Below are 24,619 nucleotides of genomic sequence, written 5' to 3'. Positions count from 1 at the left end.
TTTAATCATCTTGTTTTATCACTTTTGCAAACTCATTAAAGTAAATTTCACTCATATCTTTTAGGCTCATTTTAACGCCGTCTATCTCAAAATTTTCTCCGCCCGTTACGCCTATCTTTTTAATTTTCAAGCCAAATTTATCCGCTAACTCGCTAAATTTCGCCTCATCTTTTACGCCAACAATAGCCCTTGAAAAGCTCTCATCAAATACCCATCTCTCATAGCCAAACTCACACTTTGCCTTTACGCCAACTCCACTTATAGCTGACATTTTTGCCAAACTCATCGCCACGCCACCAGTGCCAACAGAGTTTGCAAACTCTAAAATTTTTGCTTTGTTTGCTTCAATTACCAGCTCCCACAAAGCTCTTTCTTTTTGGTAATCAATCTCTTTTAACTTACCACCAACCGCGTTAAAGAGTGTCTTCATATACAAACTCGCACCAAATTCTCCGCTAGTCTCGCCGACTAGATAAACCGCCGTATTTTCAGCTTTAAATACGCTAGAAAGCGAGTTTGTCGCGTCATCATTTACACCCACGCTTACAATACCAGGTGTCGGATACACGCTAACTCCGTCCGTGTCGTTATAAAGGCTCACGTTTCCACTCACCACTGGCGTATTTAGCTCTTTACACGCCTCTTTTATGCCCTCGCAACCTTGTGCAAACTGCCACATGACCTCGGGATTTTCAGGGTTGCCGTAGTTTAGGCAGTCTGTTATCGCAAGCGGCGTAGCACCGCTCATCGCGACCTTTCGCCCACTCTCAGCCACCGCCATCGCAGCACCTATTTTTGGATCTACATAGTTGTGCCTTGAGCTACACTGCATACCCATAGCTACGGCTTTGCCGGTCTGCTTTACACGAATGACAGCAGCACCTAGGTGGCCCGGCTGTTTTATGGTGTTTGTTTGGATATTTGCGTCATATTGATCGTAGATAAAGCTTTTATTTAGGATATGCGGGTCGCGAAGTAGCTTCTCAAACGCCTCTTGGTTGCTAACCTTATTAAACGAGCTTAAATTTACGTTCTTTATCTCATCCAAATAGCTTGGTCTTTTTGTCGGGCGATCTAGCACTGGGGCTGCCTCGCTAAGTGGCTCGATCGGTATCTCGCCCACCATTTCGCCGTGCCAGAAAAGCTCCATTTTACCGCTATCTGTAACCTCGCCAATGACCTCAGCGTCAAGATCCCATTTGGCAAAAATTTCTTTTATCTTATCCTCACACCCTTTTTTAGCACAAATGAGCATTCTCTCTTGACTTTCACTTAGCATAAGCTCATATGGCGTCATACCGCTCTCTCGCATTGGCACTCGCTCAAGGTGCATTCGCATACCACTACCGCTTCGCCCAGCCATCTCAAAACTACTCGAAGTAAGCCCAGCCGCTCCCATATCCTGAATGCCCACGATAAAATCAGTCTTAAACAGCTCCAAACAAGCCTCCATAAGAAGCTTTTCGGCAAATGGATCGCCTACTTGCACGGTTGGGCGAAGACTTTTGTTTGCGTCGTTAAAGCTATCACTTGCCATGACCGCGCCACCTAGCCCATCACGACCAGTTTTTGAGCCGACATACATTACGGGATTGCCCACGCCTTCGGCTTTTGCGTAAAAAATTTCATCACTTTTACAAAGCCCAAGAGCGAAGGCATTTACTAAAATATTGCCATTAAAACTCTCATCAAATGCCACCTCGCCGCCAACCGTTGGTATCCCCATGCAGTTGCCATAATGCCCTATCCCAGCGACACTTCCTTTAATCAAATGACGTTGATACTTTGCCACCTTATCAGAGCCTATAAAGCTTCCAAAGCGAAGCGAGTTCATATTTGCAACGACCCTTGCACCCATGGTAAAGATATCGCGAAGTATCCCGCCAACGCCAGTCGCCGCGCCTTGATATGGCTCGATAAAGCTTGGGTGGTTGTGGCTCTCCATCTTAAACACAGCTGCGTATCTGCCCCCAACATCGATGATGCCGGCGTTCTCGCCCGGTCCTTGTATGACCCAAGGCGCCTTTGTCGGAAAGCCATTTAGATACTTTTTGCTTGATTTATAACTGCAATGCTCACTCCACATCGCCGAAAACACGCCAAGCTCTAATAAATTTGGCTCACGACCTAAAATTTTAAGTATATTTTCATACTCACTCTCGCTGATTTTGTGTGCTTTGATAGTAGCTTTGTCCATTTTGAAGCCTTAGTGTAAATTTAAAATGATATTATCAAAACTTGGCTAAATTTATGATAATTTTACTACAATAAAAAATACGAAAATAAAGTTTGACCAAAGAGTTTTTAAAGCTTTTTTAAATTTGAAATTTAGTCTATCAAGAGGTTTGTTAAAATTTACTTTCCAAGACAAAAGTTGCTAAACATCTCATCTAAAATTTCATCTCTTTCAAACGGGCGAGTAATGCGTGAGATATTAGAAATGGCTGAGTTTATTTCATAGGCAAATAGCTCAAGCTCGCTCTCATCAAGAAGCTCTAGAGCCCTTTTTATGGCATTTGCAGCGTTTTGACACGCGTTTATTTGCACATTTGAGTTTAGTATGAACTCATCGCTATCTTGGGTGTTTAGATACCCTTCAAGCACACTTACTAGCTTTTGGGTGCTGTTTTTAGCAGAAATTTTTAAAGGCTCATCTGGCAAGCAAAGCGTAAATTTTTGAGCTAGATCGCACTTGTTTATCACAAAAAATAGCTTCTTTTCACACTCTTTTAAAAGCTCTAAAATTTTTGCGTCTTGCTCATCAGCCTCGTTTGACCCATCAAAGACAGCAAGGATAATGTCCGCCTCATCAATCGCTTTTAATGAGTAGCTAATGCCTATATTCTCGACATTTCCAGCATTTTTACGAATGCCAGCAGTATCGATGATACGCACTAAATGCGTGCCGATATTTAGGCTCTCCTCAACCCTATCGCGAGTGGTACCAGCCTCATCGCTAACTATCGCCCTTTCATAACTTAAAAGCGAGTTTAAAACTGAGCTTTTGCCAACATTTGGCTTGCCAATAATAGCTATTTTAAAGCCCTCAATAAGACCTGCTCTACTTTGGCTAAGGCTTACTATGCGCGATAACTTGGCGTGATTTTGACTTAAAAGCTCTGAAATTTGAGCTAGCAAATCACTTGGTAAATCATCATCTGCATAATCAATGCTAGTCTCAACAAATGCCAAAGTCCGCACCAGCTCAGCCCTTAGCTCATCTACATATTGCCCTAGATCGCCCCTCATCTGACGGGCTAAAATTTTTACCGCCCCCTCGCTTTTTGCATTGATGAGCGCACTTATCGCGTTTGCCTTGCTAAGATCCATCTTTTGGTTTAAAAACGCCCGCTGGCTAAACTCACCAGCTCTAGCAAGCCTAGCTCCAGCGTTTAAAAGATCGGCCAAAATCATACGCGCAACCATAAAACCACCGTGCGTTTGAAACTCGACAACATCCTCACCCGTAAAGCTTGCTGGTGCCTTAAAATAAAGCATTATCGCCTCATCTAAAAACTCATCTTTAAGAGAATAAATTTTTGTAAGTGTGGCGCGGCGCGGGGTAAGGGTTTGGCGCTTAGTGAGTTTAAGCGCGGTATCTAGCGCATCAGCTCCACTAAGTCGTATGATACCTATGGAACCGATGCCATTTGCCGTGGCTATAACGGCGATTGTGTCACTTTTTGAAGAAATCATTTACAACTACAAATTTTTCATTTCCGTTTGATTTTATGCCGACATACTTCTCTGGAAATCTCTCGCGTAGTTTTTCAAGTGCGATTTTGACCAAAACTCCATCAAGTGGCTTGGTTTGGGCTTTGCCGTTAGTCTCTATACGCTCTATCACGCTAAGCAAATACTGCTCTATCATAGTCTCTTGATTTTTTAAAAACTCAGCGACTTCAAGGCGGATAGATAGCCCATATCTTGCATTTAACCAGTTATGAAGCAAGTATGAGATAGCCTTGTAACGATACCCTTCTTTGCCTATAAGTAGCGCCGCGTCCTCTCCGTCAAGCTCGATAAGAACGCACTCATCATTAAATTTACTAACTTCTATTTTACTAATACTAAAACAGCTTGTGCTTAAGAGTCTTGTAAGATCGCTCTTTATAACCGGCAAAATTTCATCAAAATTCACAGGCTCTTTTGGTTTTTTACTATCTTTTTCTTGCACTTTTTCATCATTATCGTTAGTGTTAAAGTTATCGATAATAGATGTATCTAAAATATTTTTTTTCTCATGTTTTTTTAACGCTACCTCAGGCACATCAAGTCGCTTTATAACATACTCGGGTTTTGGCTCATCTAAAGCATCTTGCACATCTCCAAACGCTCCTTGAGCGAGAGTGTCATTTTTTTCGCTTAGGGTTTGTTTTGGTAAATTTTGATGTGACTTTTTCTTGTTTTTATTGCGGCCTCTTTTTTTCTCATCTTTTGGTCTGTCATGATTTTCGTCTTTTTGACCACCGTGCCTGTCTTCTGATTGTTTTTTTTCTAAATTTTGCTCGCGCTTTTCGTGCTTATGCTCTTTTTTGTGTTCATTTTTTTCATGCTTGTTATCTTGTTTGCGCTCATTTTTTTCAAAATTTTTATTTTTTCCCTCTATTTCGGCTTCGATTATTGCATTTTTTTTAAAAAATCCAAGAAAACCAGAGCTTGGGTGCTGGATAACTTTTATATCAAGCTGTGTTACTGAGCAACCAAGCTTTTGTGCTGCCTGCTCAAAGGCATCTTGCAGATTACTTGCTTCAATACGCATTATGCCTTTACCTCCGCCTTTTTATGTTTTTCAAATAGTTTATTTACAAAAATTTGCTGAATGACCGAACAAACATTGTTAATAAACCAGTAAAGAGTAAGACCAGCTGGGAATGTTACAAAGAAAAATGTAAAAATAAGTGGCAAATACTTCATAATCTTCTCTTGCATTGGATCAGTAAATGTAGTTGGAGTAAGTTTTTGCTGTAAAAACATAGTAACACCCATAAGTACTGGTAGTATAAAATATGGATCCATAACAGAAAGGTCTTTTATCCATAGTATCCACTCGGCACCCTTTAGCTCGATCGCATTTAAAAGTACCCGATATATCGCAAAGAAAATAGGTATTTGCATAAGTATTGGCAAACATCCGCCCATAGGGTTTGCGCCATGCTTTTTATAAAGCTCCATCATATGCATATTTAGCTTTTGCGGATCACCTTTATATTTGGCTTGAAGCTCTTTCATCTTTGGAGAAAGCTCCTTAAGCTTGTTCATAGAGAGCATACCTTTGTATGTCAGCGGGAATAAAATAATCCTTATAACAAGCGTCAAAACTACAATCGCCCAGCCCCAGTTGCCGATATGATCATGCAAGAAATTTAAAAACTTAAACATTGGCTTAGCAATAAAACTAAACCAGCCATACTCAATAACATCAACAAGGCGCTCATCTATAGCTTTTAGTGCTGCATTATCCTTTGCACCAATATATCCACTAGCCTTAAAATCCCCATCTGGCTTAACGAATATCACTGAATTTTTAGCAGCATCGGCGCTCATATATACATTTAAATTCTTATCAAAATTATAAAAAAGTGTCGCGTAATAGCGATCAGACGCAGCCGCGATATTTATATCACTATATGCCTCATTTGTATCTAGGTCGCCATCTTCAATGATACTAAGCTTTGAGTCTGCATGGCGCAAAAGTGCTCCGTGGACAGTATAGCTATCAATCGCAACACTTGGTCTAAAGCCAGGAGTTATAAAATACTCTGCGTTAGCGCTTAGCTTTACATCTAGGTCGTATTTTCCATTTTCAAAGAAGGTTATCTTTTTAACAACATCAAAATTTGAAAGTTTTTGCGTTAGAGTAACTGTTTTTGAGCCACTTTCCACATTTAACTCGCTCACATCAGCGGTATAGTTTGTCTTAAAGGCCTCATCATTTATCACTGTATCGCTAAATCTTATCTCAAGACCAAGTGGTGCGCCGCCTGCAAGATTAGTGCGAGAACCATCTTCTAGCTTAAATTTTTCATCATTTAAGTAAAATTTGCTCACGCGACCAAGAGTATCAATGTGAGCCTCATAGCCTTTTGACTTTACGACAACCAAAGTTTGACCTTGCGAAACCACCGCACTTGGCGCTACGCTTGAGCTAGCAGCAGGCTGACTGACATTACTTTGAGGTGCTTGATTTTGCGTAATAGTTTGATTTTGCTCGCTTAAAACTTGTTTTGGTATAAAAAAATAGTCATATATAACAAAAAAAACAAAAGACAGTAGGGTTGCTAGCAACACCCGTTTTTGAGTAGAGAGTTTTTCCATTTATTTTTCCTTCGACACAATGGTCTTAATAACATAAAATTTACCCGCCGAATGGGGAACAAACCAAAAATTTATATTATTTTTGTTGGTTTTTGAGTATATAAATTTTGGTTTTTTTCTATAAACAATAGGGTAGTCAATACCACCCTTAAAAAGCTGGTTACATCTTAGAATTCTCAAAAAAGTAGCAAAAAAAGCTAGAAAGAAGTTGTTATGCTTAAACTGCCATATGGCATACTCTGAACAGGTCGGATAGTATCTGCATGAACTTGGAGTAAATTTTGAGATATATTTTTGGTAAAATTTAAGAACAAAAAGCACAACACCTTTCATTTTAAACAGTCCAACTTTTTTAGTGACCAGCGCAAGCTCTTGTGAATTTTATCAAATGAAAAATCATTTAGTCCGCTTTTTGCCACCATTATATACACACCGCTACGAAGCTCATCTGAAACATTTACAAAAACAGCTCGCAAAAGCCTTTTTGCCCTATTGCGAACGACTGCTTTGCCCACCTTTTTACTAGCAACTACGGCTACTTTTTTCTCTGTGCAAGGCTTATAAAAAAGGACGCAAACATCGCAATACCACTTTTTTGCGTCTTTATAAACCGCCGAAAATTCTTTTGAGTCACCGAGCGACTCAAAGCCTACTAAGCTGCCAATCTTTTTCTACCTTTGGCGCGTCTTGCGCTAAGAACTTTGCGACCATTTTTTGTTTTCATTCTAACGCGAAAGCCATGAGTGCGTTTTTTTGGGGTCTTATGAGGCTGATAAGTTCTTTTCATTTTATTCCTTAAATTTAATATAAAAGCGTGATTTTATCAAAGCTATACTTAAATTCCTTTGAAGAAGTTTATCTGAGTTTAATTTGCATTTGATATAATCACGCCTGCTATTTTAAAATTTTTAGGATTTTTTAACTAATGCAAAACTCATTTGCGCTTGATAAGCTACTATTTTTAAAAGCCATAGGATATAAATTTATAGATCATTCAAGCCTAAATCTAGCACAAAATTTTATATTTCAAAATCTAGATGAGCTAAAAAAAGAGATAAGCTCTTGCTCGCTTTGCTACTTAAAAAATGGCTCAAATAGTGCATTTGCAGGCGATGGAGAAATCGGTGCAAAAATTTTACTGATAAGTTTTTCAAGCTCACAAATTAAAAACGAGATAGAAGCTATAAAAAATGAGCTAAATCTTAGCAAAGATAAAATTTATGCAAGCTGTATTTTGCGATGTGAAAATCATAAAAATACACCAAATGAATGCGTACAAATGTGTAAACCATATCTTTTTCAAGAGATAAATTTATTAAAACCAAAGCTTATTATCACGCTTGGAGCAAATACACTTTTTAGTTTAATGCCTGAGCTTAAAAATAGCGATATAAACGCTATAAGGGGTAGTTTATTAAAATTTGCAAATACAAATTTAATCCCCACTTTTTCACCAGCTTGGCTAAGCAAAAATCCAAGTTTTAAAGCTGATTTTCAAAATGATTTAAAAAAAATAAAAGCAATGCTCTAGTCTACTGCGTTACTTTAAAAAATTCCACAACATTTGATGGCATACGGACAGGCTTTGAGCCAGACATAAAAGCAACCTTTATTTTAGCACTAAAAACTAGCTCATTTTCTATCTTGCCATCTAAATTTTCAACCCTATAAATTTCTTGAAGCAATGTCGCACTAACATTTTTACACTCAATAGTTTTAGTACTAATGTGCAATATATCGCCCAAAAATGATGGTTTTAAAAATTTAGCATTTATCTCTGAAACCACGAAATAACCTACATTATCAAATGTTTTAATTCCTGCCTTAAATAAAAGTTCGCTTCTTGCTCGTTCACAAAATTTTATGTAATTTGAGTGATAAACAATGCCTCCAGCATCGGTATCTTCGTAATAAACCCTTACTTTCATCTATATTCCTTTTTTGTTTTTATATCACATCTAGCACCGCGCGTGGTCATGAGTGACTGCTCATAAAAGAGCAAAAGAGTAACAGAAACACCAACGCCAAGCGCGATAGCCACACCAGCAGTTGTTAGAGCATTATCAAAAAACATCATCAAAAAGCCCATTTTTTCTGTACTATCTTCGCTTTTAATAAAAGAAAATAACGCAAGTATACTCCTATAAGCATAAATTCCTGGCACCATAGGCAAAAGCGCTGGAAAGGCTATAATCTCTGCTGGCACCTTTAGTCTTTTTGCAAAAAACATACCTAAAATTCCAGCCAAAAAAGAGGCGATAAGTGTTGCTATGGTTATGTTTAAAATATTAGCCTCTATCATCAAAAAACGACTTGCGTGGGCTATGGCTGCTATTAAGGCAGAAAATGCTAAAGTTCTAGCTGGCGGCGAGCTAGCATAGGCAAAGCCAAATCCAGCCACAGCAGCAAAAATAGCATCTAATATAGTATAAATGAGCAAATCAGCCACTAATAACTCCAATATTTGAGATAGAAAGTGTCATATAAAAGCCAATCGCGATACACAATATCAAAATTCCCGTACTTGTAGCGCGGCTAATGCCAACTAAAATGTTTTCATTTAAAATATCAAAGATCGAATTTATCATATAAATTCCTGGCATTAAAAACAAAACGCTTGAGCCAATAGTTGCATCAGGCGTAGATGAAAAACCAAAAAATACCCCAAGATATGCAACAAATGACGCTAAAAAAGATGCTACTATGTATTGAAGTTTGAGATTTATTTTAAATTTTGCAAGCAAAAATCTAGCATAAAAACCTATAAAAGTTGCCAAAAAAACCGCGATAATCCCACCAACATCTCCGCCAAAAAGACGACAAAATGCTGAATTTGCAAGGCTTATAAAAACAAGAGTTTTTAAAAATTCATTATTTTTATAAGATGTTATCTCTGCAAAATGCTCTGTAGCAGTTTCAAGATCAAATCTCTCATCGTGGATTTGCCAACTAAGAGCACTAAGCTCAGAAATAACATGAAAATTTATAGGAAGTGGTGGACTAGTCTTTACGTATGTTCGCCTTATCGAGTTATCAAGTGGATCCATCACACTAATGGTAAAATGTTTTACAAAAATAGTCAAGCTAACATCATATCCATAGGCTTTTGCTATCCTAGAAACACATCTGTCTATGCGTGCAGTGTATGTGCCTATGCTTAGCATTTTTGCTGTGTAGTCTATCAAAAAGTCAGTTAGTGGCTGTATGTGTGGCTTTTGCATTTATAGTCCAAAACTTACGCCTATACTGTTTGCACAGCCCAAAAGTATAGCAAAAATCATAAAAAACAGAGCAACTTTTAACACTTCTGTCATATTCACTACTCACTTTTACCTTTAAAGCTTCTAACAAAAAAGAGCAAAAACTGTGCCAACATCATAAGCTTCATAACATATTCACTCGCCTTATGCATTGCGTCAAATTCAGCATTTCCCTTAGTCATCGCCTCGCCAAGTGCTTGAGCTTCGATGATAAATGGGGTAAAATAATAAACAAAACTAAGCGCAAGAGATAAATTTATAGCACTTAGCGCAAAAGCTGAAATCTTGATATGAAAACACTCTTTAAATTTAAGCCCGACAACATCATACAAAAACACAAATGCGCTCACGCCAAGCAAGATGTAATTATACTTTACAAAAATTTGACTCATCAAAATGCCATTTTGAAAGTGTGTCAAAACAGCTTCACCTATAAATTTAGCTGGATAAAATATCACAGGTGCGACAAACGCTCCGAGTGCTATCTCAACACCAACCAAAACTGCTAACAAAAACAAATATATACTTTTCATATTTTTCCTTTATTTTTTAGATTTTGCTACAAAGCCGCGATCAAACCCCGCCAAATCCTTGTAAAACTCAGCTTCAAAGCCAAATTTCTCAAGCTCTTCTTGCATACTTTGCCTTTGATCATATCCCATTTCACAAGCTAGGATTTTTGCGTTTCTCTTACTCGCTAAAGCGATGATTTGCTTTAAAATTTCATCGCCCTTTTCTCCGCCAAAAAGTGCATTATGTGGCTCATTTAGCACGAAATCATCAAGCTTATAATCACTCGCGATATAGGGTGGATTTGAGATTATCACATCAAACTCGCCTAAAACTTCATCCATTAGGCTAGTTTTTACCAGTTTTAGCCTATCACTCACGCCAAATTTTATGGCGTTTTTCCTTGAAAGCTCGAGTGCTTTTTCGTTTATATCGGTTGCGATTATAAATAGGTCTTTAAAATTTAAGAGCAAACTTACGCTTATCACACCGCTTCCAACCCCTATCTCACACACTCTTGGCGTATCAAAACCGACCAAAATTTCGCTTACTTTTTCAACTAAAATTTCACTCTCAGGTCTTGGTATCAGCACCCCGCTTTGAATCTCAAACTCACGCGAGTAAAACGACGCCACACCTGTGATATACTCAAGTGGCTCACTGTTTTTAAACCTTTTTACAAACTTAAAGTACTCACTAGCATTATCTAGCTCATCGCCACCTTTTAGATAAATTTGCTCCTTGCTTAAGCCGCTAAAATACTGCATCAAAGCACGAGCCACAAAAGCCCTACTTTCGTGAAATTTAAGCTCACTTTTGGCGTGATTTAGGGCTTCATTTATCGTCATTTTCAAGCTTTGTTATACGCTCAAAAAGGCTTGGATGGCTATGATAGACGAAGGCATAAAGCGGGTGTGATTTTGGAAAGGCTTTGTTCTCACTACCAAGCTTCTTTAGGGCGTTTATCATATCGGTTTTGCTCTTTGTTTTAGCACCAAACTCATCAGCACCAAACTCATTTCTTCGACTTATAAACGAGATAACGGGCGAGAAAAATAGGCTAAAAATCGGCGCAAAAATTAACATAAAAACAATCACGCCAGAGCCACTTTGCACCAGTCCCACAGCCTCATAAAACTCGCTTGGGATATTTCCAAAAATCATAAAAAGCAAAAACATCATAACCGCACTCATCGCTATCATCTTAAAAATATCGCCGTGCTTAAAATGCCCCAGCTCATGCCCCAAAACCGCGATGATCTCATCAAGACTAAGCTTTTTTATAAGCGTGTCAAAAAGCACCACTCGCTTTGTAGCTCCAAGTCCGCCAAAGTAGGCATTTAGACGGTTATCTCGCTTACTCGCATCCATCACAAACACACCACTACTCTTAAATCCAAGTCCGTTCAAAAGCCCCTCAATGCTAGTTTTTAGCTCACCATCTTCAAGCGGTTTTACCTTGTTAAACATCGGAGCGATGATGGTCGGGTATATCAAATTTATAATCAAAATGATAACAAAGCTTATACAAAACGCCCAAAACCACCAAAACTGCCCTAAACTTTGGATACAAAAGAGTATGAGCCACACAAACGCCGAGCCAAAAACGAGCGTTAAAACAAGCTCTTTTAGCGTGTCGATGATGAAAATTTTAGCACTCATATTTGAAAATCCGTGCTTTTTATCTTTTACAAATTTCTCATATATCCCAAACGGTAGCTCAAAGATAGCTGAGATGATGATAAAACTCATCACAAACGCGATATTTTCGCTAATTAAGTCATTTTTTACGATAGTGTTATAAAGCCATTTTAGCCCACCATTTACCCAAAATAAAAAGACAAAAAAGCTAAAAATGCTTGAGATTATCTCAAATTTGTGATTTGCCACCTTAATAAGTGCGGCGTTTTTATACTCGCTCTCTTCTAAAACCACAGCATTTTTATTACTTTCTGCCCTTACAAAACGCATATCAAGCACCGCAAGTGTGAGCTTGATAAAAAGATAGATAAGATATAAAGCTATCAAAGTATTTAACATCTAAAACCTTAAAATTTATTTTAAAAAATTATCATAAAAAGAGCTTATAAAAACAACCAAGATGATAAAAGGTATAATAAATTTTACATACCAAAACCAAATATCAACAACCTTTTTATACTGCTCACTACCTTGTAAAATTTCTTTTTTAGCCTCATCTTTTAGCACCCAGCCAACAAATATCGCACATCCTAGCGAGGTCAAAACAAAAAATATCGTAGCGCTTATCGCATCGTATGCATCAAAGATATTTTTACCAAAAATAGTAACATCTGAAAGTAAATTTGTAGCCATAAGGCTTGGCAAATTTCCTAGTAAAAATATCCCACCGAGAACTATAAATATCGCTTTTTTACGACGAATTTTGAATTTTTCTTGAATTGTTGTGATGATGACTTCATAAATTGGAAGCGATGTGGTAAGTGCGGCTATCATCAAAAGTGTAAAAAAAGCCACAGCAAAAAGCTCGCCAGCCCACATATTTGAAAATACTATCGGCAGTGATTTAAAAACAAGGCTCGGACCGCTATTTGGCTCGATACCAAAGGTAAAAAGTGATGGAAATATCATAAATCCAGCAAGAACGGCAATAGTAGTGTTTAGCACACCGGTAATGAGTGAAATTTTAACCAACCCCTCATCCTTTTTCACAAAGCTTGAAAGCGTTATCATCACGCCAAAACCAAGGGAAAGTGCAAAAAAGACCTGACCCAAAACATCTACAAAAAGTTTTGCATTTATCTTTGAAAAATCAGGCGTAAGATAAAATTTAACCCCGTCCATAACGCCATCTAGCGTTAGGTTTTTAATCACCATCGTAAGCATCAGTAAAAACAAAAGTGGCATTAGGTATTTTGCTGATTTTTCTATACCTTTAACCGCACCCTGAACCAAAACTATGTAGTTTATAAGCACAAAAACAAGAGTTGCAAAGCTAATAGAAAGTGGGTTATTTACGATATTTTGCTCGTAAAACTCACTCGTTGTTTTAAAATCAACAACATGCGTTAGATCAAGCAGTCCAAAGGCAATTTGTGCGATGTAGTTTAGCACCCATCCGCCGATAACCATATAGTAAGCCATAATGCCAAACGCACCCAAGATACCCATCCATCCCACTATTTTCCAACCTTTGGCTATCTTTTTGCCATTTGCACTACCGCCAAAAGCATCGACTGCATTTACTTTAAGTCGCCTACCTATGGCATTTTCAACCAAAATCATAGGAATTCCTATAACTATCATAGCTATACAAAATGTCAAAACATACGCCCCACCGCCATTTTGACCAACCAGATATGGAAAGCGCCAAGTCGCACCGAAGCCAACGGTCGCACCAGCGATAGCTAGGATATAAGTGAGCCTTGAACTCCATGAATTTCGTTGCATAATAATCCTTAGTATGTTTATAAAAAGGGGTAGATTATAGCAAAATAGCGTTTAAATTTTGGTTAGGGGCGATTTATATCGCCCAAATTAGCTATTATTTTGTAACAGCTTTAAAAAATTTAGCCTGAGCCTTGCTTAACATATCGACTATCTCACATTTATCGGCGTTATGGCGAGAAGCGATACTTTTAATATCCTCATAAGCAACCATACTCTTACCATCAACCTCACTTACAAGAAATTTTAATGGCAAATCAATAGCAACATCTGTAACACACTGCATAAGCAAAGTGCCTACTTTTGGTGATCCAAACACTACGACTTTTGTATTTGGCATATCTAGTCCAGCTTCTTTTGCAAGAGTGCTATGATCAAACACACTAAAAACTTTAACGCCTGCCTCGCTTATAACACTTTGTAGCTTCTGTGTTGTTTCATCAACACCAAATTTAGCCTCGCCCTTTATAAGGTCATCAGCAAACAGCGATCCAGCAAGCATAAATGCGACTAAAACTAACTTTTTCATAGATATCTCCTTTAAAATTTTATTCAAATTATAACTATAAAATTTAAATAGTGATTATCCATTTCTTAAAGTTTGCAAAAATTGCATATGCTTACGATACTGCTCGATAACATCATTAATTATTGTAGCCTCACTCCATCCTAAGACATCATAATCTTGCCCACCTTCATTTAAAAACACCTCTGCTCGGTAATAAATATCGCTGTTATCAAGAGCTTGAGTGTAATCAGGCGTATTTCTGCGAACAAGCTTTACGCCATAAACAAAGTCAAGCTCTTCGCCAAGACCAACGCTAAGTTTTAAGAAATCCCCAGCTTCATTCTTACTAACATCTGCCTTTAATCCATTTTTTTCAAATTCTGCTTTTAATAATGAGAACGAATCTTCCACGACATTGTTTATAAATTTATAGGCATCTTTTTTGTTAGGTAGCTCAATTATCGTTTTTAGCCTCTCTTGCCAGCTTTTTGACATTTCAGATATAGGCATATTTGAAAAATTTTGTGAGCTTTTTTTAAGCACATCGACTCTAAGTGCCTTAAAAAGACCAAACATCGCAAATAAAAGCGCGATAGTAAAAGGCAAGGCTGAAAGTATGGTCATAGCTTGAAGCGAAGCAAGTCCGCCGCCTAGCATAAGAGAAGCAGCGACTATACCTATGGTTAGTCCCCAGAAAATTTTCTGCCAAAGTGGAGTGTTGTCAGAGCCGTTTGAACAAAGCATGTTTATTATCATCGCAGCTGAATCCGCAGATGTTATAAAAAATATTATAACCATTGTGATAGCTATAATGCTAAGAAAAGTTGAAAATGGGAAATTTTCTAAAAATACAAATAACGCTATAGCCACATCACTATTTACAGCATCAACAAGCGCAGTGTTGCCGTTTTTTACAAGCTCTATCGCGCTGTTTCCAAAAAATGTCATCCACATAAAAGTAAATCCAGTTGGCACAAAAAGTGCCCCCATGATAAACTCTCTAATGCTTCTACCTTTTGAAATTTTAGCTATAAAAAGCCCAACAAATGGCGACCAAGATAGCCACCAAGCCCAGTAAAGCAACGTCCAGCCACCAAGCCACGAGTCATTAGCACGGTCATATGCATAAAGGTTAAATGTGTTTGATATCAGCGTTGATATATACTCTCCACTATTTTGCACAAATGCCTTTAAAAGACCTACGCTATTGCCTAAAAATAGTATAAAAATTAAAAAAACGATCGCAACCAAGATGTTTGAGTTTGATAAAATTTTAATCCCTTTATCAACACCACTTGCAGCCGATATAGTCGCAAGTATCGTTAGGATAATAAGCAAGATTATATTCATAGCAGGCAGACCAAAGACATGGCTAAGTCCGCCATTTACCTGCATGACGCCATATCCAAGCGATGTTGCCACACCAAAAAGTGTCGCGACAACAGCAAAAATATCTATCATATCTCCAATCCTACCATAAATTTTATCACCTATAAGTGGATAAAATGCTGAACGAAGCGTTAATGGAAGGTTGTGTCTATAGGAAAAAAACGCTAAAACCAATGCAACTATACAATAAACAGCCCAAGCACTTATCCCCCAGTGGAAAAATGTGATATTCATAGCAACTTTTGCACCCTCACCAGCTGGTGGATTTAAAAAGTGCATAAGTGGTTCTCCGACACCAAAAAACACAAGTCCGATACCCATACCAGCGGCAAATAACATCGCAAACCACGATATGTTTGAGTAAGCTGGCTTTGAGTGATCAGCACCCAACTTTATCTCACCAAATTTTGAAAATCCCAATACAAATGTAGCAACAACAATGATTGCTATCGCAAGCACATAAAACCAGCCAAATTTCTCTGTAACAAAGTTTTGACCACCTTTAAAAACTTTTGTGGCAAGCTCTGGCAAAACGAGAGAAAAAGCCGTAATAAAAAGCACTACAAACAAAGATGGATAAAACACCTTTGGGTTTAACTTTGCTAAATTTTGTTTTTTCATTAACTAACCTTTTATGAATGATTTTGTTATTATTAGAGTATCAAAAAAAAGTAAATAGCCAAAATTTATAACATTTTTAATATGTGCGGTAACAATAAAACTATATTTATAATTAATAATTTTTATTTTTTAAGAATATTTTTAGCATATAAGCTATATAATTTACAAATAATAAAATTTATTAAAAAGGAAAAAATATGAAACAACTTACCACGACTTCTGACAACCCAATCGCCGATAACCAAAACTCCCTAACAGCAGGGGTAAGAGGCCCGGTTCTTATGCAAGACTATCAGCTTATAGAAAAGCTAGCCCATCAAAACAGAGAGCACATACCTGAGCGAACAGTGCATGCAAAGGGCTCAGCAGCTTACGGAGAGCTTGAAATCACACACGATATATCAAGATACACAAAGGCAAAAGTGCTAAGCAATGGTGAAAAAACAAAGCTACTTCTACGCTTTTCAACAGTCGCAGGCGAGGCAGGTGCAGCCGATGCAGAGCGCGATGTAAGAGGCTTTGCGATAAAATTCTACACCCGCGAGGGCAACTGGGACTTAGTAGGCAACAACACGCCTGTATTTTTCCTACGAGATCCATATAAATTCCCTGACTTTATCCATACCCAAAAGCGCGATCCATGCACACATTTACGCTCAAACAACGCCGCTTGGGACTTTTGGTCGCTAAGCCCAGAGACACTTCATCAAGTAACTATACTAATGAGCGATCGTGGAATTCCAGCGAGCTACCGCCATATGCATGGCTTTGGTAGCCACACTTACAGCCTGATAAATGAAAAAGGCGAGAGATTTTATGTGAAATTTCACTTTAAAACCAGACAAGGTATCAAAAACCTAACCAACGAAGAAGCAGGTAAAATCATCGCAAACGATAGAGAAAGCCATCAAAGAGACCTTTATGAAAACATAGAAAAAGGAAATTTCCCAAAATGGGACTTTAAGATCCAAGTGATGAGCGAAGAGCAGGCAAATAACGTAAATTTCAACCCATTTGACCTTACTAAAACCTGGTCGCACAAGGAATTTCCACTCATAGATGTGGGCGTCATGACACTAAATGAAAATCCAAAAAATTACTTCAACGAAGTAGAGCAAGCCGCATTTAGCCCTAGCAACATCGTGCCGGGCATTGGATTTAGCCCTGATAAGATGCTTCAAGCTAGAATTTTTAGCTATCCAGACGCGCAAAGATACCGCATAGGCACACACTACGCACAACTAAAAGTAAATGCCCCTATCAGCGAGGTAAATACCTACACCGTAGGTGGCGCGCTAAATAACAGTATGTATGAAATGCCGGCAAGCGCCTACTACGAGCCAAACAGCTACGGCGGACACGCTGAAAACAAGGCATTTTTAGAGCCAGATCTTGCTATCAGTGGCGCCGCACAAAGATATAATCACCGCGAAGATGAGGACTACTACTCACAGCCAAAGGCTCTGTTTGATCTAATGAATGCAGAGCAAAAAGAGGCGTTATTTAGCAACATAGCTGCGAGCATGCAAGGCGTTGAGAGATTTATCATAGATAGAGCCTTGGGACATTTTGAGAAAATTTCACCAGAGTATGCAAGTGGCGTAAAAAAGGCATTAAAGATATGATAACAGCTTCAGAACAAGCTCGCTATGACGAGCTTTGCCTTATGGCACTTGACTTTGCAAGGAGCGATGACGTCAAAAGCTTAGAGCCGATGATAAGGGCTGGGCTAAATGTAAATTTAAAATCAACCAAGGGCGACACACTACTAATGCTAGCAAGCTATAATAACGCAAAGGAGTGCGTGCGTATGCTTTTAGCTTACGGAGCAAGTGTGGATGAGCGAAACAACAGGGGGCAAACGCCCCTTGCTGGAGCTGCGTTTAAGGGGCATTTAGAAGTAGTAAAAATGCTAGTAGATGCAGGCGCTAACATAAATGCAAACAACGGCATGGGCGCTACACCATACACTTTTGCACTTATGTTTGGGCGCCGTGAGGTGGCTAAGTTTTTAAAGTCTAAAATACCAAACCAAAAGCAAGGCTTGCTTGAAAAAATAGCACAAATTTTTTACAAAATTTTACCAAAAACTACAAAGACTATATAGATTTAGGCTCGTCCTAAATCTACACATTTTATATAATGATTAATTTTAAATTTTAAGTTTTTATAAGATTTCAAAAGCTTTATTGTTATAATGCTCTTTTGTCTCAAAATAAAGGAGAAGCGATGAAAATTTTTGAAACCGAACTTTCAAAAAGCAGAAAAGCACACTACTCGCCAGCTGTGCAGTACGGCGATGTGCTCTACATCTCAGGACAGCTTAGCATAGATCCAGCAACCATGCAGCTACCACAAGGCGGAGCAAGAGAGCACGCCAAGCAAGCCCTTAAAAACCTAGAAGCCGTCATGCAACTAGCAGGTGCAAAAAAAGAAGATGTCATAATGTGTAGAGTTTATACGCCAGATGTGGCATTTTGGGATGACATAGATGATGAGTATGCGAAATTTTTTGGCGCACACAAGCCAGCTCGCGTCGTTGTGCCGACATCTGGTCTTCACTTTGGTTGTTTGGTTGAGATAGAGGCACAAGTAGCGATGAAAAAGGAGTAAAAATGAGCCATTTTGTATGTAATGAGTGCGGTAAAACAGCACCGCTTGAAAGTCTGAGCTATAAATGCGAGTGCGGAGGGCTTTATAACCTTAACTTTACTGCACCAAAATTTTCACTAGATCTTGTCGATAAGAGCGAGTTTAGCCTATTTCGCTACCGAGCATTTTTCCCACTTCAAAATGAGCTTTGGCGAGGCATAAGCCTTGGAGAGGGTATGAGTGCGAGCGTGAAATTTGATGATAAGCTATATTTTAAGCTTGATTATGCGATGCCAACGCTTTCATTTAAAGATAGAGGCGCGGTTATGCTCATATGGCTTTGTAAGAGCATCGGTGTTAAAAAAGTCTTGCAAGACAGCAGTGGCAACGCCGGAAACTCAGTCGCCGCATATGCTGCACGCGCTGGCATAGAGTGTGAAATTTTTGTCCCAAAAGGCACAAGCGAGAAGAAGATAAATATGATAAAAGCCTTTGGTGCTACCGCGACTGTTTTTGATGGCACAAGAGATGACACGGCTGATGCGTGCCGAAAAAAGGCGCTTGATGAGGGGGTTTACTATGCAAATCACGTATATAACCCGCTCTTTTACCAAGGCACGAAGACCTATGTTTATGAAATTTATGAACAGCTTGGCAGAGTGCCTGATAACTTCTTCTTGCCAGTTGGCAACGGCACGCTACTTTTGGGCTGTGAGATGGCTCTTACCGAGCTTTATGAGGCAGGACTTATCAAAAAGCTACCAAAAATTTTCATCGTCCAAAGCGAAAACTGCGCTCCGTTCTTTGGCGCAAAAGACGCTCCTATCGACATAGTCGCAAAGCCGACCGAGGCTGAGGGCATAGCCATCGCAAGACCTATGCGAGGAAGGCAAATTCTATCTAGCTCATACGCGGGCGAGCGCGAAGTCATAACGATACCAGAGGGCGATATACTACCAGCAAGGGCTAATCTAGCAAGGCAAGGCTTTTATGTTGAGCATACCACAGCGGCGGTATATGCGGCATATGAAGCATACAAAAACACTCACACTATCAACGGCGATAGTATCATCTCTCTTTGCGGAGCTGGTCTAAAAAGCGAACACTAATCACACTTTGGCCCTTTTGGGCCAAAGTCTAAACTGCGTACCTTGTATTGCTGTCACCAAAATTTGTAAAAATTTATAAGCTTATGTCACTTGTCATAACAATAAAGTTTTTCATAAGATTTATATACCGCAATATTAAAAATAAGATAGTTTTTGTTTTTACTCAAAGCTCTCAGCCACTTCAAGCACTTCAAGATACTCATTTTCTAGCTTTTCAAGCTCTGTTTTTGCGATCTCTAGCTCATCATAAAGCTTTTGTATGCCCTTTTCTTGATAGATCGTAGGATCGCTTAAATCAGCATTAAGTTTTCTAACAAGCGCCTCATACTCCTCTATCTTTACGGGGTGATTTTGTAAAATTTGATTTTGTTTGTAGCTTAGTTTGGTTTGAGTTTTTGCCCTAGTTTCAGGCTCTTTTTCAGGCTTTGCTAAAATTTCTTTCTCAAACTCATCTACCTCGCCAAGCTCATCTTTTAGCTCAAGATAGACACTGTATTCTTGATGGATAACATCTATCCTTTTATCTTCAAACGCCCAAAGCTTGGTCGCTATCTTATCGACAAAATAGCGATCGTGACTTACAAAAATGATCGCCCCTTCAAAGCTTTGCAAATACTCCTCAAGTATATTTATCGTGGCGATATCTAGGTCGTTTGTCGGCTCATCAAGTACCAAAATGTCGTATTTTTTAGTAAAAAGCAAAGCCAGCGCCACGCGGTTTTTCTCGCCACCACTAAGCACGCCGATAGGCTTATCCAAATACTCCTTTGGAAATAAAAATTTCTTCAAATACCCATAAACATGATAGTTTGAGCCACGCACCATAACATGATCGCCCCCATTTGGGCAAAACACCTCTATCAAGCTCTTATCATCATCTAACTCGCTTCGGTTTTGATCAAAGTATCCGACCTCGACTTCGCCCCGCTCTATCTTTCCAGCAACTGGACTTAGCTTGCCAAGAAGCGCTTTTAAAAGCGTGCTTTTACCGCTTCCATTTCGTCCTACTATCGCGATACGCTCGCCTTGTAAAACGCGGGCATTAAAGTCATTTAAAAGCTCTTTTTCGCCCATTTTTAGATATAAATTTTTAACCTCAAATAGCATTTTTTTGCGGTTTATCGAGTGGGTTTGGTTGAAATTTTTACTCGCTCTTTCAAGCTCGAGTTTTACTCGCCTTATCACGCCTGGATTTTTCTTGGCTTCCTCGCGCATGGCAAGCACTCGCTCTTTTCGCCCCTCGTTGCGTTTTAGCCTAGCTTTTACGCCACGACGCAGCCACTCTTCCTCGCTTTTTAGCTGTTTGACAAGGGTTTCATGGCTTTTTGCAAGGCTTTCTAAAATTTCTTGCTTTTTAGCTAGATAGTAAGCATATCCGCCATCAAAACTGCGGATTTTCGCCTCTTCTATCTCGATACTTCTAGTGGCTAGAGAGTCGATAAAATAGCGATCGTGGCTTATAAACACGATGGTTTGCTTTGAGTTTTTAAGCATATCTTCAAGAAATTTCACCATATACACATCAAGGTGGTTTGTTGGCTCGTCAAGTAGTAAAACATCTGGCTTTTTAAGTATCAAAGCCCCGAGCGCCACGCGTCTTACTTCACCGCCACTAAGCGAGCTAACAAGGCGGTTTTCATACTCTTTTAGGCTAAAATACTCAAGCACAAGCTCGATACTTCGCTCGATATTCCAACCATCTTTTGCCTCGATAAATTTTATCAGCTCATCAGCTCTTTGATGAGCGAATGTGTCGTTTGGGTTGGCTTCTAAAGCGTGAAGCACTTTTGAGTATTGCTCACGAGCGCTAAAAATTTCAGCAAGCTCGGCGTTTAGCACATCTTTTACGCTCATATTATCATCGAATTTTGGAGACTGCGCCAGCATCTCGACCTTTATGCTGTTTTGCGTTATCACGCGACCACTATCTGGCTCATAAACACCGCATAAAAGCTTCATTATCGTGCTTTTACCACCGCCGTTTTTACCGATGATGGCTATCTTTTCACGCTCATTTACACTAAAACTTACCTCATTTAAGATCTCATTTGGACCAAATTTTTTACTAACTCCAATAAAATCAATAAGAGCCATTAACTAGCCTAAAATGAAATTTGCATACTAAGGGCAATAACACAAAGAGTAAGTGCAAGTGGGACATAGACAAAACGACCTATGTTATACCAAAGCTCTCCTTGTTTTTTTGCCGCACCAGTATTTATCTCATCCATTATCTCATCTTTTTTAATCACCCAAAACCAAGACACCGCACCTATAACAGCACCAATAGGTATGATATAAATACTAACAAAATCCATCCACGGACCCCAGCTAGATATCATCTCCATATGCACACCCACACCAAGGCAAATCACACACAGACCTATAAGAACATAGCTTCGCTTTAGGCTTGGAAATTTATGCAAAATCGACTCAGCCACTGCCTCAAACATATTTTGAAGTGATGAAATTCCGCCAAAAATAACCGCCGTAAATAAAATAATGGCAAAAATTTGCCCGCCCGGCATATCTTGTAAAATTTTAGGCAAGGTAACAAAAAGTAGCTTTGGTCCAGCTGCCGGATCCATCGCATAGGCAAATACCGCTGGTATCATCACAAACGCCGCCACGATAGCTGCCAGGGTATCAAATACTGCGGTTTTTCTAGCACTTCCTACAACATCCTCGCTCTTTGAAAGATAAGCTCCATAAACTATCATGCCAGAACCAGTTATAGATAGTGAGAAAAATGCCTGCCCCATGGCTGCGACCCAAACCATTGGATCTTCAAGTTTTGCAAAATCTGCACGAAATAAAAATTTATATCCCTCAAATGCACCATCTAGCATAGCCACACGGACTGCCAAAACAACAAAAAGTATAAAAAATAAAGGCATCATTATCTTGTTTGTCTTTTCAATGCTTTTTGCCCCAAAAAATAGCGTTAAAAGAGTTCCAACAACAACTATAACATGAAAAGGAATAACCGAGTACTCGCTAAGCGCAAATGACTCAAACCATGTACTTGTATCCACGCTCATTAGCGAACCATCAAGCGCTTGCGTAAGAGCTTTTAAAACATAAGCGATGATAACAGCATAGCCTATAGCTATACACATCGAGCCAGCTAGCGGTATCCAGCCAAGTGCTTTGCCTACCTTACCCCAGCCACGAGTCGCAAAAGCGTATTCGTATGAGCCAAGGGTTCCAGTCTTTGCTCGGCGTCCTATGGCATACTCAGCTGAAAGACCTACATATGAAAAAAGTATGATAAAAAACAGATATATAAGCAAAAATGCTCCGCCACCATTTGCTCCGACCTTGTAAGGAAAGCCCCAAACATTTGCCATGCCAACAGCCGAGCCAACGCAAGCAAGTATAAATGCCCAGCCTGTTGTAAAATTTTTCTTTTCCATTTTTGTTCCATTAAAATTTAGTTTTAATAAGATTATACAAAATAAAACTTATATAAAGTGAAAATTTGGCGTAAATTTTTTGTTTAAAGCAAGTTTTTGATACAATCGCGCTTTTATTAAGGAAATTTATGCACGATACAAAAACTCTAAGCCTTAAAAAGCTTACTATACCTATATTTTTTGATATGTTTTTACATTTTATAACTTTGATAATCAACACATACATGGTTACAAAAGTAAGCCTTGATCTTGTTGGCGCTATGGGCGCGGGAAATCAGGTCATGGATCTTTTTATGACCATATTTAGCTTTTTAAGTGTGGGCTGCTCTATCGTCGTTGCTCAAGCCCTTGGTGCTAAAAACAGACATCTTGCAAAGCGTGTGATTCACGCAAGCATTACATTTAATAGCATTTTGGGCCTTGGCTCAGCTATATTTATCTACTTTTTTGGTTACGAAATTTTAGAGCTTTTGCAAGTACCAAAAAATTTACAAGAGCAAAGCTATACATATTTACACATGCTTGGCTGGGCTCTTGCATTTGACGGCATAGGCATGGTTATAGCTGCTATTTTAAGAGTGTATAACTTTGCAACACAAGTAATGTATGTTTCACTTTTAATGAATCTTATCACGCTAATTGGCAATGCGATCGCACTTTTTGGCTGGTTTGGTTTGCCAAACTACGGACTTTTGGGTGTAGCTGTATCAACCATACTTGGTAGATTGGTCGGTCTTTTGGTACTTTGCTTTATGCTAACTCACTTTGCAAAAGTTCAAATTTTTATACAAAGACTGCTTGCCTTGCCCTTTGATGTTTTGAAAAAAATTTTACATGTCGGGCTTCCAAGCGCTGGGGAAAATCTGCTCTGGATGGCGCAATACATGGTAGCCTTTGGCTTTGTGGCTAGCATGGGAGAAGCTAGTCTTGCAGTTCAAACTATATACTTTCAAATTTCACTTCTTATCATGCTTTGTGGCGCCAGTATTAGCGTTGCAAACGAAGTTATAGTAGGACATTTGGTTGGTGCAAAAGAATTTGATGATGCCTACATAAGAACATTTAAGGCTTTAAAATACGGTCTTTGGGCTACTTTTATAGTTGTTATGGCTATGTTTTTACTAAAAGAGCTTGTGATGAATGAGCTAAATTTAAGCAGTGAGTTAAAAAGGATAATGTTGCCACTTTTTACGCTATCTATCGTACTTGAGCTTGGTAGGACATTTAACATAATAATGGTAAATGCGCTTAGAGCAAGTGGCGACGCAAGGTTTCCGCTAATGACGGGGCTTATTTTTATGTGGGGAGTAAGCTTGCCTGTTGGATACTTTTTAGGGATACATCTTAGCATTGGGATTATCGGTGTTTGGATAGGTTTTTGTGCTGATGAATGGCTGCGTGGCGGAGTAAATACTTGGCGTTGGTATAGCAGAAAATGGCAAAGTAAAAGGCTTGTTTAGTTTTTATGAA

General features: G+C 38.9%; 24 protein-coding genes. 6 read left to right on the top strand and 18 right to left on the bottom strand.

Features of this window, described 5'->3' with window-relative positions:
* Position 1 precedes the first annotated feature (1 nt).
* The 7 genes from purL to rpmH form a co-directional block, all read right to left on the bottom strand.
* A complete protein-coding gene (gene purL, locus LQV35_RS01925) occupies positions 2–2,197 on the bottom strand; it encodes a phosphoribosylformylglycinamidine synthase subunit PurL (protein ID WP_230056178.1) in 2,196 nt (731 codons plus the stop codon).
* A 158-nt stretch (positions 2,198–2,355) separates the two neighbouring features.
* Positions 2,356–3,696 (bottom strand): tRNA uridine-5-carboxymethylaminomethyl(34) synthesis GTPase MnmE, encoded by a 1,341-nt coding sequence (mnmE, locus tag LQV35_RS01920; RefSeq protein WP_230056177.1) that lies wholly within the window; start codon positions 3,694–3,696, stop codon positions 2,356–2,358.
* A complete protein-coding gene (locus tag LQV35_RS01915) occupies positions 3,677–4,762 on the bottom strand; it encodes a Jag N-terminal domain-containing protein (protein WP_230056176.1) in 1,086 nt (361 codons plus the stop codon). Before LQV35_RS01915 ends, mnmE begins: the two co-directional genes overlap by 20 nt.
* Positions 4,762–6,318 (bottom strand): membrane protein insertase YidC, encoded by a 1,557-nt coding sequence (yidC, locus tag LQV35_RS01910; RefSeq protein WP_230056175.1) that lies wholly within the window; start codon positions 6,316–6,318, stop codon positions 4,762–4,764. The genes LQV35_RS01915 and yidC overlap by 1 nt, the downstream gene beginning before the upstream one ends.
* The gene (gene yidD / locus LQV35_RS01905) at positions 6,319–6,651 is read right to left on the bottom strand and encodes a membrane protein insertion efficiency factor YidD (RefSeq protein WP_230056174.1); all 333 of its coding nucleotides are present in this window, start codon (positions 6,649–6,651) and stop codon (positions 6,319–6,321) included. It lies immediately after the preceding gene.
* Positions 6,648–6,983, bottom strand: a complete 336-nt coding sequence (rnpA, locus tag LQV35_RS01900) for a ribonuclease P protein component (protein WP_230056732.1) — start codon at positions 6,981–6,983, stop codon at positions 6,648–6,650. The genes yidD and rnpA overlap by 4 nt, the downstream gene beginning before the upstream one ends.
* On the bottom strand, positions 6,971–7,105 hold the full coding sequence (gene rpmH, locus LQV35_RS01895) for a 50S ribosomal protein L34 (RefSeq protein WP_034969745.1): 135 nt from the start codon (positions 7,103–7,105) through the stop codon (positions 6,971–6,973). Before rpmH ends, rnpA begins: the two co-directional genes overlap by 13 nt.
* Positions 7,106–7,243: 138 nt before the next feature.
* Here rpmH and LQV35_RS01890 point away from each other — a divergent pair, with 138 nt between their 5' ends.
* Positions 7,244–7,849, top strand: a complete 606-nt coding sequence (locus LQV35_RS01890) for a uracil-DNA glycosylase family protein (protein ID WP_230056173.1) — start codon at positions 7,244–7,246, stop codon at positions 7,847–7,849.
* A gap of 1 nt (position 7,850) precedes the next feature.
* Here the strand turns inward: LQV35_RS01890 and LQV35_RS01885 are convergent, their stop codons facing one another.
* The 9 genes from LQV35_RS01885 to LQV35_RS01845 all read right to left on the bottom strand — a co-directional run bounded on the left by LQV35_RS01885 (position 7,851) and on the right by LQV35_RS01845 (position 16,032).
* On the bottom strand, positions 7,851–8,246 hold the full coding sequence (locus tag LQV35_RS01885) for a YbgC/FadM family acyl-CoA thioesterase (RefSeq protein ID WP_230056172.1): 396 nt from the start codon (positions 8,244–8,246) through the stop codon (positions 7,851–7,853).
* Positions 8,243–8,758, bottom strand: a complete 516-nt coding sequence (locus LQV35_RS01880) for a threonine/serine exporter family protein (protein ID WP_230056731.1) — start codon at positions 8,756–8,758, stop codon at positions 8,243–8,245. The genes LQV35_RS01885 and LQV35_RS01880 overlap by 4 nt, the downstream gene beginning before the upstream one ends.
* Before the next feature lies 1 nt (position 8,759).
* Complete coding sequence (locus LQV35_RS01875; protein WP_230056171.1) at positions 8,760–9,539, bottom strand: threonine/serine exporter family protein; 780 nt, start codon at positions 9,537–9,539, stop codon at positions 8,760–8,762.
* 98 nt (positions 9,540–9,637) lie between these two features.
* Positions 9,638–10,111 carry a DUF4149 domain-containing protein gene (locus LQV35_RS01870; protein WP_230056170.1) on the bottom strand — a complete coding sequence of 158 codons (474 nt, stop codon included), beginning with the start codon at positions 10,109–10,111 and terminating at the stop codon, positions 9,638–9,640.
* Between the two features lie 9 nt (positions 10,112–10,120).
* Positions 10,121–10,936: a peptide chain release factor N(5)-glutamine methyltransferase gene (prmC, locus tag LQV35_RS01865; protein ID WP_230056169.1), complete on the bottom strand. Its 816-nt coding sequence runs from the start codon at positions 10,934–10,936 to the stop codon at positions 10,121–10,123.
* The gene (locus LQV35_RS01860; protein ID WP_230056168.1) at positions 10,923–12,128 is read right to left on the bottom strand and encodes a M48 family metallopeptidase; all 1,206 of its coding nucleotides are present in this window, start codon (positions 12,126–12,128) and stop codon (positions 10,923–10,925) included. Before LQV35_RS01860 ends, prmC begins: the two co-directional genes overlap by 14 nt.
* 15 nt (positions 12,129–12,143) lie before the next feature.
* Positions 12,144–13,517, bottom strand: coding sequence for a sodium-dependent transporter (locus LQV35_RS01855; RefSeq protein WP_230056167.1), 1,374 nt, complete (start codon positions 13,515–13,517; stop codon positions 12,144–12,146).
* A 94-nt stretch (positions 13,518–13,611) separates the two neighbouring features.
* A complete protein-coding gene (locus LQV35_RS01850; protein ID WP_230056166.1) occupies positions 13,612–14,043 on the bottom strand; it encodes a DUF302 domain-containing protein in 432 nt (143 codons plus the stop codon).
* Between the two features lie 54 nt (positions 14,044–14,097).
* Complete coding sequence (locus tag LQV35_RS01845) at positions 14,098–16,032, bottom strand: BCCT family transporter (protein WP_230056165.1); 1,935 nt, start codon at positions 16,030–16,032, stop codon at positions 14,098–14,100.
* 197 nt (positions 16,033–16,229) lie between these two features.
* Here LQV35_RS01845 and LQV35_RS01840 point away from each other — a divergent pair, with 197 nt between their 5' ends.
* The 4 genes from LQV35_RS01840 to LQV35_RS01825 all read left to right on the top strand — a co-directional run bounded on the left by LQV35_RS01840 (position 16,230) and on the right by LQV35_RS01825 (position 19,733).
* Complete coding sequence (locus tag LQV35_RS01840) at positions 16,230–17,657, top strand: catalase (RefSeq protein WP_230056164.1); 1,428 nt, start codon at positions 16,230–16,232, stop codon at positions 17,655–17,657.
* The gene (locus LQV35_RS01835; RefSeq protein ID WP_230056163.1) at positions 17,654–18,139 is read left to right on the top strand and encodes an ankyrin repeat domain-containing protein; all 486 of its coding nucleotides are present in this window, start codon (positions 17,654–17,656) and stop codon (positions 18,137–18,139) included. The genes LQV35_RS01840 and LQV35_RS01835 overlap by 4 nt, the downstream gene beginning before the upstream one ends.
* Positions 18,140–18,261: 122 nt before the next feature.
* Positions 18,262–18,645 (top strand): RidA family protein, encoded by a 384-nt coding sequence (locus LQV35_RS01830; RefSeq protein ID WP_230056162.1) that lies wholly within the window; start codon positions 18,262–18,264, stop codon positions 18,643–18,645.
* A 2-nt stretch (positions 18,646–18,647) separates the two neighbouring features.
* Positions 18,648–19,733: a pyridoxal-phosphate dependent enzyme gene (locus LQV35_RS01825; RefSeq protein ID WP_230056161.1), complete on the top strand. Its 1,086-nt coding sequence runs from the start codon at positions 18,648–18,650 to the stop codon at positions 19,731–19,733.
* Between the two features lie 159 nt (positions 19,734–19,892).
* Here LQV35_RS01825 and abc-f read toward each other — a convergent pair whose 3' ends face one another.
* Together abc-f and LQV35_RS01815 are read right to left on the bottom strand one after the other, a co-directional pair.
* Entirely contained in the window at positions 19,893–21,827 is a 1,935-nt protein-coding gene (gene abc-f, locus LQV35_RS01820; protein WP_230056160.1) for a ribosomal protection-like ABC-F family protein, read from the bottom strand.
* A gap of 8 nt (positions 21,828–21,835) precedes the next feature.
* Positions 21,836–23,149, bottom strand: coding sequence for a sodium-dependent transporter (locus tag LQV35_RS01815; protein WP_230056159.1), 1,314 nt, complete (start codon positions 23,147–23,149; stop codon positions 21,836–21,838).
* 128 nt (positions 23,150–23,277) lie between these two features.
* On the opposite strand from LQV35_RS01815, the gene LQV35_RS01810 reads away from it, so the two are divergent.
* Positions 23,278–24,609, top strand: coding sequence for an MATE family efflux transporter (locus LQV35_RS01810; protein WP_230056158.1), 1,332 nt, complete (start codon positions 23,278–23,280; stop codon positions 24,607–24,609).
* Positions 24,610–24,619: the final 10 nt, after the last annotated feature.

It is taken from the genome of Campylobacter suis (assembly GCF_905120475.1).
Lineage (GTDB): Bacteria > Campylobacterota > Campylobacteria > Campylobacterales > Campylobacteraceae > Campylobacter_A > Campylobacter_A suis.
The sequence above is the reverse complement of the archived record's forward strand: the minus strand, read 5'-3'. Positions and strand labels throughout refer to the sequence as shown.